11 protein-coding genes and 1 tRNA gene are annotated in these 12,902 nt (G+C 72.3%); 8 read left to right on the top strand and 4 right to left on the bottom strand.

Annotated elements, in window-relative coordinates; all coding sequences use genetic code 11:
- Window positions 1-85: 85 nt before the first annotated feature.
- Together fmt and rsmB are read left to right on the top strand one after the other, a co-directional pair.
- On the top strand, window positions 86-1,018 hold the full coding sequence (gene fmt / locus ACFO3Q_RS00155; RefSeq protein WP_377002474.1) for a methionyl-tRNA formyltransferase: 933 nt from the start codon (window positions 86-88) through the stop codon (window positions 1,016-1,018).
- Window positions 1,015-2,319, top strand: coding sequence for a 16S rRNA (cytosine(967)-C(5))-methyltransferase RsmB (gene rsmB, locus ACFO3Q_RS00150; RefSeq protein WP_377002472.1), 1,305 nt, complete (start codon window positions 1,015-1,017; stop codon window positions 2,317-2,319). Before fmt ends, rsmB begins: the two co-directional genes overlap by 4 nt.
- A gap of 87 nt (window positions 2,320-2,406) precedes the next feature.
- Here rsmB and ACFO3Q_RS00145 read toward each other — a convergent pair whose 3' ends face one another.
- Window positions 2,407-3,345 (bottom strand): glycosyltransferase, encoded by a 939-nt coding sequence (locus ACFO3Q_RS00145; RefSeq protein ID WP_377002471.1) that lies wholly within the window; start codon window positions 3,343-3,345, stop codon window positions 2,407-2,409.
- A gap of 71 nt (window positions 3,346-3,416) precedes the next feature.
- Here ACFO3Q_RS00145 and ACFO3Q_RS00140 point away from each other — a divergent pair, with 71 nt between their 5' ends.
- Both ACFO3Q_RS00140 and ACFO3Q_RS00135 read left to right on the top strand, forming a co-directional pair.
- The gene (locus tag ACFO3Q_RS00140; protein ID WP_377002470.1) at window positions 3,417-4,247 is read left to right on the top strand and encodes a glycosyltransferase family 2 protein; all 831 of its coding nucleotides are present in this window, start codon (window positions 3,417-3,419) and stop codon (window positions 4,245-4,247) included.
- Entirely contained in the window at window positions 4,244-5,398 is a 1,155-nt protein-coding gene (locus tag ACFO3Q_RS00135; RefSeq protein ID WP_377002469.1) for a hypothetical protein, read from the top strand. Before ACFO3Q_RS00140 ends, ACFO3Q_RS00135 begins: the two co-directional genes overlap by 4 nt.
- Before the next feature lies 1 nt (window position 5,399).
- Here ACFO3Q_RS00135 and ACFO3Q_RS00130 read toward each other — a convergent pair whose 3' ends face one another.
- Genes ACFO3Q_RS00130 through ACFO3Q_RS00120 form a run of 3 tightly spaced genes read right to left on the bottom strand, consistent with a single transcriptional unit; the run spans window position 5,400 to window position 8,390 of the window.
- On the bottom strand, window positions 5,400-6,947 hold the full coding sequence (locus ACFO3Q_RS00130) for a PH domain-containing protein (protein WP_377002468.1): 1,548 nt from the start codon (window positions 6,945-6,947) through the stop codon (window positions 5,400-5,402).
- A complete protein-coding gene (locus ACFO3Q_RS00125) occupies window positions 6,928-7,446 on the bottom strand; it encodes a PH domain-containing protein (RefSeq protein WP_377002467.1) in 519 nt (172 codons plus the stop codon). Before ACFO3Q_RS00125 ends, ACFO3Q_RS00130 begins: the two co-directional genes overlap by 20 nt.
- Window positions 7,443-8,390: an LpxL/LpxP family acyltransferase gene (locus tag ACFO3Q_RS00120; RefSeq protein WP_377002466.1), complete on the bottom strand. Its 948-nt coding sequence runs from the start codon at window positions 8,388-8,390 to the stop codon at window positions 7,443-7,445. The genes ACFO3Q_RS00125 and ACFO3Q_RS00120 overlap by 4 nt, the downstream gene beginning before the upstream one ends.
- Window positions 8,391-8,568: 178 nt before the next feature.
- On the opposite strand from ACFO3Q_RS00120, the gene dtd reads away from it, so the two are divergent.
- From dtd to ACFO3Q_RS00100, 4 genes are all read left to right on the top strand, one after another.
- Complete coding sequence (dtd, locus tag ACFO3Q_RS00115; protein ID WP_377002465.1) at window positions 8,569-9,006, top strand: D-aminoacyl-tRNA deacylase; 438 nt, start codon at window positions 8,569-8,571, stop codon at window positions 9,004-9,006.
- 112 nt (window positions 9,007-9,118) lie between these two features.
- Entirely contained in the window at window positions 9,119-10,990 is a 1,872-nt protein-coding gene (gene rpoD, locus ACFO3Q_RS00110; protein ID WP_377002464.1) for an RNA polymerase sigma factor RpoD, read from the top strand.
- A 323-nt stretch (window positions 10,991-11,313) separates the two neighbouring features.
- Window positions 11,314-11,389 (top strand) — tRNA-Ile (locus tag ACFO3Q_RS00105).
- 180 nt (window positions 11,390-11,569) lie between these two features.
- Window positions 11,570-12,748 (top strand): tyrosine-type recombinase/integrase, encoded by a 1,179-nt coding sequence (locus ACFO3Q_RS00100; protein ID WP_377002463.1) that lies wholly within the window; start codon window positions 11,570-11,572, stop codon window positions 12,746-12,748.
- Window positions 12,749-12,902 lie beyond the last annotated feature (154 nt).

The following is a 12,902-nucleotide window of genomic DNA, read 5'->3' as shown; positions in this document are numbered from 1 at the left end:
GCGGCGCCGACCCGCGCGCCGCGTCCCGCCCACGATCCGCCCGGGCCCCTGGTCCGGGCGTCGCCGTCTCCGAAAGGTCCCCTGCATGGCCGCCCTCCGCATCGTCTTCGCCGGCACGCCCGAGTTCGCCGTTCCTGCCCTGGAGGCCTGCTGGACGCGCGGCGGCGAGGTGGTCGCGGTCTATACCCAGCCGGACCGCCCGGCCGGGCGCGGGCGCCAGCCGACCGCCTCCCCCGTGAAGCAGCTCGCGCTCAGGCACGGCCTCCCGGTGCGCCAGCCCGCGAGCCTGAAGTCCGCCGAGGAGCAGGACGCGCTGCGCGCGCTGGCGCCCGACGTGATGGTGGTGGTGGCCTACGGGCTGATCCTGCCGAAGGCCGTGCTCGCCATCCCGCGCTTCGGCTGCCTCAACGTGCACGCCTCGCTGCTGCCGCGCTGGCGCGGTGCGGCGCCGATCCAGCGCGCCATCCAGGCGGGCGACGCCGAGACCGGCGTCGCGCTGATGCAGATGGAGGCGGGGCTCGACACCGGTCCGGTGCTGCTGGAGAAGCGCACCCCCATCGCGCCGGACGAGACCGCCGGCAGCCTGCACGACCGGCTCTCGCGGCTCGGCGCGGAGGTGCTCGGCGACGGGCTGACCCTGCTGCGCGCCGGCATGCGCCCGGCGCCGCGCCCGCAGCCCGAGGCGGGCGTCACCTATGCGCACAAGCTCGAGAAGGCGGAGGCGCGCCTGGACTGGACCCAGCCGGCCGTGCAGCTCGCACGCGCGGTGCGCGCCTTCCATCCCTGGCCGGTGGCCGAGGTCCAGCTCGGCGGCGAGCGGCTGCGGATCCATGCCGCGGTCGCGCTCGACGAGGCAGGCGACGCCGAGCCGGGCACCCTGGTGCGCGCCGGGCGCGACGGGCTCGACGTCGCCACCGGCGCGGGCGTGCTGCGCATCACGCGCCTGCAGCGCGAGGGCGGGCGCCCGATGGCCGCCGCCGACTACCTCAACGCCCGCCCGGACCTGCTGCGCGCATGAAGCCGGGCGTGGCCGCGCGCGCCCTGGCCGCGCGCATCCTCGCGGCGGTACTGGACGGCCGCTCGCTGAAGGCCGAACTCGCCGCACGCCTCGGGACGCTGCCGGACCCCCGCGACCGCGCCTTCGTCGAGGCCCTCTGCTTCGAGGCGCTGCGTCGCCGGCGCCGCTACGACTTCGCGCTGTCGCGCTGGATGGCGCGTCCGCTCGCGCGCAGCGATGCCGAGGTGCACGCCCTGCTGCTGGTCGGGCTGACCCAGCTCGACGCCCTGCAACTGGCGGCGCACGGGGCCATCGGCGCCACCGCCGAGGCGGCGCGCGCCCTCGACAGGCCCCGGCACGTCGGGCTGGTGAACGCCCTGCTGCGGCGCGCGACGCGCGAACCGTTGCCGCACAACGACGACCCCGCGGTCGCCAGCAGCCATCCGGACTGGCTGGTCGCGGCCCTGCGCGCCGACTGGCCCGAGGACTGGCGCGCCATCCTCGATGCGAACCTGCAGCCCGCGCCGGCGTGGCTGCGGGTGAACACGCGCGTGCAGTCGCGCACGGCCTACGTCGGACGGCTGGCCGAGGCCGGCATCGAACATGCGCTGCCGGAGGCGCCGGCCGAGGCCGTGGTGCTGGCGGGGTCGATCGCGCCGCAGCGCCTGCCGGGCTGGGAGGCGGGCGCGGTCTCGCTGCAGGACGGCGCGGCGCAGCTCGTCGCCGACGCCCTCGCGCCGCGTGCGGGAGAGCGCGTGCTCGACGCCTGCGCGGCCCCGGGCGGCAAGGCGGCCCACCTGCTGGAGCGTGCGGACATCGCGCTCACCGCGCTCGACGTCGACCCCCAGCGCCTGCTGCGCATCGGTGAGACGCTGGAGCGGCTCGGCCTCGCCGGTCGCGCCGACCTGCGCGCGGCGGACGCCGCCGAGCCCGCGACGTGGTGGGACGGCGTTCCCTTCGATGTCGTCCTGCTCGACGCGCCGTGCTCCGGGACCGGCGTGGTCCGGCGCCAGCCCGACATCCTGGCGCATCGGCGCCAGGGCGACATCGAGGCCCTGGCCGGTGCGCAGGCACGGCTGCTCGACGCGCTCTGGCCGACGCTGCGGCCGGGCGGTCGCCTGCTCTACTCGACCTGCTCCATCCTGCGCCGCGAGAACGCCCGGCAGGTCGAGGCCTTCCTCGGCCGCACGCCGGATGCCCGCGCCCTGCCTCTCGACGACCGCTTCGGCCGCATCGACGGCCGCGGCCGGCAGCGCCTGCCGGGCGTGGACGGCATGGACGGGTTCTTCTATGCCCTGCTGGAGAAGGGCGGGCGGGAGTAGCGGGAGACGGGCTTGGGTCCGGGGCTCAGGCTCGGGGCTCGGCGGGCGGAATCGGGCAGGCGCGGCGAGCGCGTCACGCCCGGCGGCTCAATCGCGCCCGTACTTCACCTGGTAGGCCAGCTTCTTGAAGGCGCCCACGAGCTTGTTGCGCGCCCATGCCTGGTCGGCCTCGAACTTGCGGATGGCGCGGCGCCGCGCACGGAATCGGTCGAGCAGGCGCTTGTGCGGCACGTAGCCCTGGTCCTGATCGTAGCGCTTGAGCGCGGCGGCGCCGGTGTCGGTCCCGCCGTCGCGCAGCCCCAGCTCGACCAGCAGCGACGGGCGCACGTAGCCCTCGCGCACCTCCGTCTCGATGGCCTCGGTGGTCAGTGCGCCGTGCTCCAGCATGTGCCGGATCTCCGCGGTCCACAGGTCGCCGTGGGGGTGGCCGGGCTCGACCCACGGCTGGGTGCGGATTTCGGTGTAGTGCAGGTTGCGCGTGCGCCCCGGCTCGAAGTGGTCGAGATCGTTCCAGCCGGTCGGGATCAGCTCCTGCATGTCCCCCGGCGCGAGCAGCGGGTCGATCGCCATCAGCTGGTTGTAGTCGTAGTCGCGCCCCAGGCCGGCGACGATGGCGTCGACCTTCCACGGCAGGCGCGCGCAGTCCATCAGCATCACCGCCGCGTGCTTGCCCCAGTCGGCCTGGTCGCGCGAGCCGATCTCGATGGCGATGCGGGCCTCGCCCATGGGGGTGTTCCACAGCTCCGCGATGTCGCGGAAGACCAGCATGTCCGAGTCCATGTACACCGCGCGCCCCGCATACCCGCACATCGCGGGGATGGCGAAGCGGCCGAAGCTGAACTCGGTATACGGTGCGTAGCGCGGATCCTCCACCGGGGGCGCGAGGCGGTTGTCGATGATCTGGATCTCGACCGGATGCGCCGTGTGGCGCCGGATCGAATGCGCCAGCACCTGGAAGGGCAACTGCTGGCTGCGGTCGGCGCCGCAGAAGATGCGGATGGGGTCGGTGCCGGGCGTCGTGTTCATGCCGCGCAGGATAACGCCGCCTTCGTCGCGTGGGTGCGAGGCTGTCCGGGCCGCCGCCTTACAATCCCCGCATGTCACAGCCCGCCGCCAGCATCGTCCTCAGCACCTACAACAATCCCGCCTGGCTCGCCCGCAGCCTGTGGGGCTTCGCGGCGCAGGACCGCCACGATTTCGAGGTCGTGGTGGCCGACGACGGCTCCGGCGAGGAGACCCGCGCGCTGCTCGAGCGCATGCGCGGGGAGCTGCCGTTCCCGCTGGTCCACGTCTGGCACGAGGACCGGGGCTTCCGGAAGTGCACCATCCTCAACCGCGGCATCGAGGCGGCGCGCGCGGACTACCTGATCTTCACCGACGGCGACTGCGTGCCGCGCGCCGACTTCGTCTCGCAGCACCTGCGCCTGCGCGAACCGGGGCGCTATCTCGGCGGCGGCTACTGCAAGCTGCCGATGGACGTCAGCCTGAAGATCGACCGCGCGGTCATCGCGCAGGGGCTGCACACGGAGCTCGACTGGCTGATCGCCCAGGGCCTGCCGCGCAAGAAGCGCTCGCTCAAGCTGTGGGCGCGACCCGGCTGGCGCGAGCGCCTGCTCAACGCGCTGACGCCGACGCCGCCGCGCTGGGCGGGCAACAACGCGTCCGGCTGGAAGGCGGACCTGCTGCGCGTCAACGGCTTCGACGAGCGCATGACCTACGGCGGCGAGGACCTCGAACTGGGCGAGCGGCTCGCCAACGCCGGCGTGCGCGGCAAGCAGGTGCGCTTCTCCGCCGTGTGCATCCACCTCGATCACGCCCGCGGCTATGTGAAGCCGGAGATGCGCGCGGCGAACGAGCGCATCCGGGCGGAGACCCGGCGCGAGCGCCGCACCTGGACCGACTACGGCCTGCGCCGGGACCCCCCGTGAGCGCGACGCGCGACCTGTACTTCGCCTCCACGCCGCTGATCGTGCTGGAGGCGGCGGCCATGGCGCACGCGCGCGGCGGCCGGGCGCGGCTCGTGCTGCTGGAGGACTTCGACCTCGCGGGCGACCTGGTGCGGCTGGTCGAGGGCTGGCGCGACAACCCCTTCGAGCGGATCCTGACCCTGCCCGGCCGGCACACCGAGCATGTGCGCGGCGCGCGCGACGGCGGGCGCGGCCTCCGTCACGCCGTGCATCGCGTGCGGGTCAAGCGCGCGCTGCGCGACGAGACCCTCGCCGCGATCCGGGCGCTCGACGCCGAGTTCCTGCCGGACGCGGTCTGGGTGGGCAACGACCGCAAGGTGGAGACCCAGCTCGCCCTGCACCTGGCCTCCACCCGCACCGGGACGCGCGCCGGGCGCTACCTCGACGACGGGCTCTACACCTATCTGGGCGACGTGCGCCAGCGGCCGGTGATCCGGCGCATCGACTGGGCGGTGAAGCGGCTCACCTACGGTCGCTGGTGGCATCGCGCGGACCAGGCGGGCACCGCGCCGTGGATCGCCGAGAGCTGGCTGGTCCACCCCGAGCGCGCCCGCGACCGCGATCCGCGACGCGTGCGCCGGCCGCTGCCGCCGGCGCTGTTCTCCAATCGCGCCTTCCTGCGCCTGTGCCTGCGCGCCGCCGAGCAGTTCGGGCTGGCGCGCGAGACCCTGCGCGGCTGCGCCTGTGTCCTGGTCCTGCCGCATTCGAACCAGCTGCGTGCCGCCCCGGACAGCACGGCTGCGCTGCGGGCGCTGGTGGCCGATGCCGCGGCGTGCGGCCACGTCGTGGGCATCAAGTACCACCCGCGCGAGCACGCGCCGGATCCCGGCGGGCTGATGGCGGCGGGCGAGGTCCGCGCGCTGCCGGCGCTGCTGCCGATGGAGCTCCTGCTGCCGCTGCTGCCGCGCGGTGCGGCCCTGCTCGGCGAGGGCTCCACGGCGTTAATGGCGGCGCACTGGCTGCGGCCGGACCTCAGGGTCCACGACCTCGGACTCAGCCGCGCCGGCTATGCCGCGCGTGCGCGTGCGCTGTTCTCCGGACTCGGCATCCCCAGTCTCGACGGACGCGCCGAGGCCATCGCGGCCGTCCTCGCGCGCCCCGCGCAGGGCTGACTCACCACCGCAGCCGCCGCCGCGCGATCTCCGCGCCGAGGCGTTCGTGCAGGGCGCGGGCGGTGTCCTCGGGCAGGAAGCGGATGCGCAGCGGCAGGTCGGCGAGGCCGGCGCCGGCGGTGTCCAGCCACAGCGTGGCCATGCCGTGGCGACGGTCGAAGGGCGACTGGGTGAGGCGGATGCCCTGCAGCTTGGCGATCTCGGCCAGCCTCCAGCGCCGGCGCAGCCAGCCCTCGCGGACCGCCACCAGGCGCTCCCCGGCGGCGTACTGCGCATGCCGTGCCCACAGCCGGGCACGCACGACCACCAGCGGAAGCAGGGCGAGCGTCCACAGCGCGGGCAGTCCGAAGCGCCACAGGCCGGCGAGCGTCGCGACGAGCACCAGGGTCGCCGGCACCACCAGCAGGCGGCGCCAGGCCCTCGGGTGCAGGCCGTGCCAGTCCAGTGCGGGCCAGGCGGTGCCCGGCAGCAGGTGGCGGATCAGCCCATCGACCTGCTCCGGCGTGGCGATCGGCGCCAGTTCGCGCAGGCCGCGCTGGTCGCTGTCCGCGCCCGCGACGGCCGTGTCCACGCGCAGCGCGCGGCGTCCGAACCATCGCTGCAGCAGCGATTCCTCGATCGAGAACGCCTGGATGCGGTGCCGCGGCGCGCTCGCGCGCATGCGCGTGAACAGGCCGCGCTCGACCTGCAGGCGCTCGTCGCGCTCGGCGAGCCGGAAGCCGTGGTAGGTGAGCGTGGCCAGCACCACCGAGAGCGCGCGCAGGGCAAGCAGGGCGAGGACCAGCAGGCTGAGCCCGGCCGCGACCAGGGCCGCGGTGCCGAGGTGCAGCGCCTGGGCGTAGCCGAAGACCCGCTGCGACCAGTCCTCCAGCGCGTCGAAGAACAGCCGCGAGCCGCTCTGCGCGAGCAGGCCGAAGGCGGCCGCCACGACCACCATGCCGCGGTTGGAGATCAGCCCGAGACGCAGCAGCTCGCCGCCGTCCAGCGCCAGCAGGGTGCGCCCCGGCGCGGAGGGCGCCGCGGCGGGCGCGTCCGCGTCCTCGGTCCCGGTGCGCCCGGCGTCGCGTCCGCGCTGGCGGACCAGATCCTCGAGCGCCTGTGCGTCGGCCAGCGCCAGCACGCGCATCTCGGCCTCCGGCCTGCTGCTGCCCGCGGACTCCAGGCGCACGTCGGCGACGCCGAGCAGCCGGTGCAGCAGGGTCTGGTGCAGGTTGACGTCGTGGATGCGCGCGAACGGGATGTGCCGCGCCGTCCGTTGCAGCAGCCCGCTGCGGATGACCAGGCCGTCGTTGCCGATGGCGAAGCGGAAGGTCGCATAGCGGACCAGGGCGATGGCGACCAGCACCGCGGCGACGGCCGCCGCGCCGGTGAGTTCCCAGCCGTCCTCGCGTCCGCGGCTGCCGACGAAGATCAGCACCGCGAGCGGGATCAGCATCTGCCGCAGCTGCGCGGCGAGCACGAACAGGAAGGACAGCGGATGCAGGCGCCGCTCCGGTCCCGCGGCGGCCGGCGCGGCCGCGGGGTCCCGCTCAGAGGGCGTCGTCGTCATCGCTGCTGTCGTGGACGAGGTTGTCGCGCAGCCACCCCGCGTCGTCGGCGGACAGACCCGGCAGCCGGACGGCGGCCATGCGCGTGCCCGCGGTGTAGACGATCAGCGTCGCCAGCCCGGCCTGGCGTTCGAGCGGGCCGCGCTCCAGGTCGAGGTGCTGGACGCGCGAGCGCGGCACCAGCGACTCCGCCTGCCACCAGATGCCACGGCGGATGCGCAGCGCCGCGCCGTCGAGCATCCAGCGCGTCGAGCGCCAGCGGCGCCAGCCGAGCAGGGCGCCGGCCAGCAGCGCGGCGAACAGCAGGGCACCGACGCCGACGATCAGCGTCTCCGGCCCGTGCCGGCGCAGGAACAGCACGCTCGCCGCGATGCCGAGGCCGACGGCGGGCCCGAGCAGCGAGAGCGCGCCGCTGAGGGCGAACACCCAGGCGGCCGCGCGCGGCAGGGGACGCCAGTCGATCGGGGCGGGCGGCGTTGCGTCGGGTTCGGGTCCGGTCATCGCTTGCGGCGGTTGGGATAGCACTGCGGCCAGTATGGATTGCCGGCGGGATCGTCGGCGGGAACGATGCTGAAGCGCTTGTAGGTCCACTGGTACTGGCGGATGTCGCGCCGCGCGATGCGCTCCACGCCGGCGTTGAGTGCCGCCAGCGCCGCGTCGTCGTCGTCGCCGGCGAGCGCGGGGTCGGCCGCTTCGAAGTGGATGTCGTAGCTGCCGTCGGCATTGCGTTCGGCATAGCCGAACAGCACCGTCGCCCCGGTCCGCGCGGCGAGCTTGGTGAGCAGGGTCATGGTCAGTGCCTGGCGCCCGAAGAACGGGGCGAAGGCGCCCTCGCCGCGCTTGGGCTGCTGGTCCGGCAGGATGCCGGCCTGGCCGCCGGCCGCCAGCGTCCGCCACAGCGCGCGCACCGCGGCCGGCTCGGCGCGGACCTGGCTCACCGTCGGCTGGCCGCCGCGCACCCGGCGCAGGAAGGCGTCGCCGGTGGCGGATTCCGGTGCGGCGTAGACGATGGAGATGGGCGCGCGGTCTGCGAGGTACTGGTTCAGCAGCTCCCAGTTGCCGTAGTGCGGCGCCGCGACGATGAGGCCGCGGCTGTCGGCCAGCGCCGCCGCGTACAGCGCCTCGCCGTGCACCGCGCGCACGTGGCGGCGCAGGTTGGCGTGTGGTGCGTGGGTCCAGAAGCGCAGGGTGTCCAGGGTGTTGAGCAGGGTGCCGCGCAGGATGCCCCGCACCAAGCGCTCGCGCTCCGCGGGCCCGGCGCCGGGCGCGACCAGTTCGACGTTGCAGCGCGCCACGCAGGCCGAGCGCCCGTTGCGGCGGTGAATCAGCCAGGCGCCGGCGCCGGCGGCGAGCGCCGCGAGCGGGCGCGGCAGGCGGCCCGCCAGCCAGGCGAGCGCGTAGTAGAGCGAAGCGGCCTTCGGGGCCCCGGGAGCGGAATCCTGCATCCGTCCAGTCTAGAGCCTGTGGTCCCGTCGAGACGCGATGCCCGCCGATCCGGACGGTGGGCCGACACCGCCCGTCCGGTCCCGGATGGCCTGCCCGCGGGCCATCCGCGACCGGCGTTGACCCGTGGCGGCCCCCTTATGCAGCATCCGGAACCCGCACGACGAGGCCCGAATCCGCATGATCGCCCTGATCCAGCGCGTGCTCCGCGCCAGCGTCCAAGTGGAGGCCGAGACCGTCGGCGCCATCGGCCCCGGCCTGCTGGCCCTGGTCGCGGTGGAGCCCGGCGACGGTCCCGCGCAGGCGCAGCGCATGGCCGACCGCCTGCTGGGCTACCGCGTGTTCTCCGACGACGAGGGCCGCATGAACCGCTCGCTCCGGCAGGCCGGCGGCGGCCTGCTGCTGGTGAGCCAGTTCACGCTCGCGGCGGACACCCGCAGCGGCATGCGGCCGAGCTTCACCACCGCCGCCGCGCCCGAGGAGGGTGAACGGGAGTTCAACAGGCTGGTCGGCATCTGCCGGGGTCTCCACCCGGAGGTGGAAACCGGCCGCTTCGGGGCCCATATGGTGGTGAAACTCGTGAACGACGGCCCGGTCACCTTCCAGCTCCGCGCGTGAAGGCGCCCCGGACCCATCCCCGCAGCCCGGCGCAGACGGCCTCCGTTGGAGGCGGCCGGCCCCGGCTGCTATACTGAAACGTTTCCGCGCGCCCTCCCTCCGTTTGAAGCCTATGGCCATCGAAAAGCACCAGCAGCAGCAGTCCGAGATCAAGCAACTGATCAGCAAGGGACTGGAGCAGGGCTACCTGACCTATGCCGAGGTCAACGACCACCTGCCCGACGACATCGTCGATCCGGAGCAGATCGAAGACATCATCGGCATGATCAACGGCATGGGCATCGAGGTGCACGAGGTCGCGCCGGATGCCGAGCAGCTGCTGATGGCCGATTCCGGCAGCAGCAACCGCGATCTCGACGACACCGCCGCCGAGGAGGCCGCCGCGGCGCTGTCCGCGCTGGACACCGAGGCCGGCCGCACCACCGACCCGGTGCGCATGTACATGCGCGAGATGGGCACGGTCGAGCTGCTCACCCGCGAGGGCGAGATCGCCATCGCCAAGCGCATCGAGGAAGGTCTCGCGCAGGTCCAGCAGTCGCTGGCGAGCTTCCCGTGGGCGGTGGAGCTCTACCTCGAGGAGTACCAGCTCCACACCGAGGGCAAGAAGCGCCTGAACGAGGTCGTGGTCGGCTTCGCCGATCTCGAGGCCGAGGCCGACGCCCTGGCCGCGGCCGCCGCCGCCGCGCCCCCGGCCGAGGACGCCGACGCCGAGGACGCCGACGAGGACGACGACGCCACCGGCGGCGACGAGGAGGAGGCCGGCCCCAGCGGTCCGGACCCGGCCGAGGTCGCCGCGCGGATGGAGGTCATCCGCAACCTGCACGCCAAGTACGTCAAGGCCTACGCCAAGGGCGGCCCGAACGACAAGAAGGCCGTCGCCCTGCGCGAGGAGATGGCCTCCGAGGTCATGCGCCTCAAGCTGCCGCTCGGCCTGCTGGACAACCTGGTCAAGCGGATGCGCGAGGTCATCGGCGACATCAAGGACAACGAGCGCCGCGTCCTCGACATCGCCACCCGCCAGGCCAAGATGCCGCGCAAGGACTTCCTGCGCGCCTGGCCGGGCAACGAGACCAACCTCGAGTGGGCCGACGAGGTCATCCGCCGCAAGCAGAAGTGGTCGTCCGGCATGCGCGAGCACCGCGACGCCATCGTCGCGCAGCAGGAGCGCCTGATCGCCATCGAGCAGGCCCAGCGCCTGACCCTGCACGACATCAAGGAGATCAACCGCCAGATGGCCTACGGCGAGGCCAAGGCGCGCAAGGCCAAGAAGGAGATGGTCGAGGCCAACCTGCGCCTGGTGATCTCCATCGCCAAGAAGTACACCAACCGCGGCCTGCAGTTCCTCGACCTCATCCAGGAAGGCAACATCGGCCTGATGAAGGCGGTGGACAAGTTCGAGCACCGCCGCGGCTTCAAGTTCTCGACCTACGCCACGTGGTGGATCCGCCAGGCCATCACCCGCTCGATCGCCGACCAGGCGCGCACCATCCGCATCCCGGTGCACATGATCGAGACCATCAACAAGCTCAACCGCATTTCCCGCCAGATGCTGCAGGAGATGGGCCGCGAGGCCACGCCGGAAGAGCTGGCGAAGAAGATGGAGATGCCCGAGGACAAGATCCGCAAGGTGCTCAAGATCGCCAAGGAGCCGATCTCCATGGAGACCCCGATCGGCGACGACGAGGACTCCCACCTGGGCGACTTCATCGAGGACACCAACATCGACTCGCCGATCGACTCGGCCACCAACACCGGCCTGACCGAGACGGTGCGCGATGTCCTCGCCGGCCTGACCCCGAGGGAGGCCAAGGTGCTGCGCATGCGCTTCGGCATCGACATGAACACCGACCACACCCTCGAGGAGGTCGGCAAGCAGTTCGACGTCACCCGCGAGCGCATCCGCCAGATCGAGGCCAAGGCCCTGCGCAAGCTGCGCCACCCGAGCCGCTCGGAGACGCTGCGCTCCTTCCTCGACATCGACTGACCCGCGCACCGCCGGGTCCGCGACGAAGGCCCCGCTCCGGCGGGGCCTTCGCGTTCCTGCCGGTCGGAAAACACCGGCCCTCTGGCAGCGCGGGCACCATCGCCCCGCGCGTCGGGGCCCGCCTGCATCCCTGCCGCGATGCCGGGTCATGTACCGTCCTCGCAGGATGCGGCTCATGCGGCCGCTGCCGGCTACAATCCCCGACCCGCGCCAGGCAAGACCGCAACGCAGCGCGGACGATGCGGCAGCACCGGACGCCTTCGGGCCGCCGCACCGCACGGGCCGGCGGCAGCACCCGCCACCGCGGCCGCGCAACCCTCGATGGGCCTATAGCTCAACGGTCAGAGCAGGGGACTCATAATCCCTTGGTTCCAGGTTCGAATCCTGGTGGGCCCACCATCTACTGATCCGGCTGCGTCCAGGCCGGTCCGGATACCCTAGCGAGATGGCTGTACTACGGGGATTTCTTGTCCAGTCGGGTCCGGTGGTGTACACCCCCATCCAGCTGGAACGTGAGTAACGGTGCGAGTAAGATGGCCGGAAGGTCATCGCTTACTCACATACAGCTTACTCACAGCCATGTTGACGGACACCAAGCTGCGCAGCCTCAAGCCTCAGGGCAAGGTCTATCGCCTCGCCGACGCCAATGGGCTGTGCGTCGAGGTGAGGCCTTCTGGAGCCAGGATCTGGCGCTATCGGTACCGGTTCGCCGGCAAGGCGAACATGCTGACGATCGGCGACTACCCGGCGGTTTCCCTTGCAGAAGCTCGCGCCGCGCGGGACAAGGCCCGGGCCCAGCTCAAGAAGGGCATGGACCCGGCCCTGGTGGTGAAGATCGAGCGGGCGGCGCAGGAGGAAGAGGCCGGCAATACCTTCGGCGCGCTTGCTGAGGAACTAGTGGCGCAACGGGCCAAGAAGCTGACCCCCGGCTCAGTCGTTCGGGAGCGCCGGATGCTGGAGCGCGACCTGGGGAGCATCGCTGATCTGCCCGTTCGGAGCGTGACTGCGCCGATCCTGCTGAAGGCCCTCCGGAAGATCGAAGCCCGTGGAGCAGTTGAGACGGCACATCGGGCTCGCGCCGCCGCGGGCATGGTCTTTCGCTATGCCATCGCCACCGGCCGTGCAGAGAACAACCCCGCCCTGAGTCTTACCGGTGCGCTGACCCCTACGAAAACCAAGCACTTCTCCAGCCTGACGGAGCCGGGGGAGGTGGCGAAGCTTCTCAAGGCCATCTACGGCTACCAGGGGTCGCCGATCGTGTCCGCTGCGCTCAAGCTCTCGGCGCTCCTGTTCGTCAGGCCGGGCGAGCTCCGTGCGGCGCGCTGGGAGGATATCGATCTGGATGCTGCTGAGTGGCGTTACATCACCAGCAAGACCCAGACCCAGCACATCGTTCCTCTGGCTGGCCAGGTCGTCGAGCTCCTGGAGGATGTCCGGCCCTATTCAAGGAAAAGCCAGTACGTCTTTCCCAGCGTGCGCAGCATCCAGAAGCCAATCAGTGAGAACACGATCAACGCTGCTCTACGGAACCTCGGGTTCGACGGCGAGATGATGACCGCTCATGGCTTTCGGGCCATGGCGCGAACCTTGCTGGACGAGGTGCTTGGGTTCAGGCCGGACTTCATCGAGCATCAGCTTGCCCATGCGGTGCGGGATCCGCTTGGGCGGGCGTACAACCGGACTACTCACCTGGGAGAGCGCAAGAAGATGATGCAGGCTTGGGCCAACTACCTGGACGAGCTAAGGCGTGGCACATAGGCCTCGATCCACGCCAACTTTGCTCGGTGGGCGCGGATCTTGTCCGGTGCTTAGGCGGCCGCTTCCGACCCAAAGCGGACATCGCTGGCTCCAAGTCTCCGTCGCGGTCGACTGATTCTCGTGATCAACGCTTCGACCGCATACCTAGAAGCGG

The organism is Coralloluteibacterium thermophilum (genome assembly GCF_042654365.1).
Lineage (GTDB): Bacteria > Pseudomonadota > Gammaproteobacteria > Xanthomonadales > Xanthomonadaceae > Coralloluteibacterium > Coralloluteibacterium thermophilum.
The sequence above is the reverse complement of the archived record's forward strand: the minus strand, read 5'-3'. Positions and strand labels throughout refer to the sequence as shown.

Bases quoted from the DNA above. Each gene is read 5' to 3' on its own strand.
- rpoD (WP_377002464.1), top strand. From the start codon at position 9,119: ATGGCCATCGAAAAGCACCAGCAGCAGCAGTCCGAGATCAAGCAACTG.
- fmt (WP_377002474.1), top strand. From the start codon at position 86: ATGGCCGCCCTCCGCATCGTCTTCGCCGGCACGCCCGAGTTCGCCGTT.
- ACFO3Q_RS00130 (WP_377002468.1), bottom strand. From the start codon at position 6,947: ATGACGACGACGCCCTCTGAGCGGGACCCCGCGGCCGCGCCGGCCGCC.
- dtd (WP_377002465.1), top strand. From the start codon at position 8,569: ATGATCGCCCTGATCCAGCGCGTGCTCCGCGCCAGCGTCCAAGTGGAG.
- ACFO3Q_RS00100 (WP_377002463.1), top strand. From the start codon at position 11,570: ATGTTGACGGACACCAAGCTGCGCAGCCTCAAGCCTCAGGGCAAGGTC.
- ACFO3Q_RS00145 (WP_377002471.1), bottom strand. From the start codon at position 3,345: ATGAACACGACGCCCGGCACCGACCCCATCCGCATCTTCTGCGGCGCC.
- ACFO3Q_RS00120 (WP_377002466.1), bottom strand. From the start codon at position 8,390: ATGCAGGATTCCGCTCCCGGGGCCCCGAAGGCCGCTTCGCTCTACTAC.
- rsmB (WP_377002472.1), top strand. From the start codon at position 1,015: ATGAAGCCGGGCGTGGCCGCGCGCGCCCTGGCCGCGCGCATCCTCGCG.
- ACFO3Q_RS00125 (WP_377002467.1), bottom strand. From the start codon at position 7,446: ATGACCGGACCCGAACCCGACGCAACGCCGCCCGCCCCGATCGACTGG.
- ACFO3Q_RS00140 (WP_377002470.1), top strand. From the start codon at position 3,417: ATGTCACAGCCCGCCGCCAGCATCGTCCTCAGCACCTACAACAATCCC.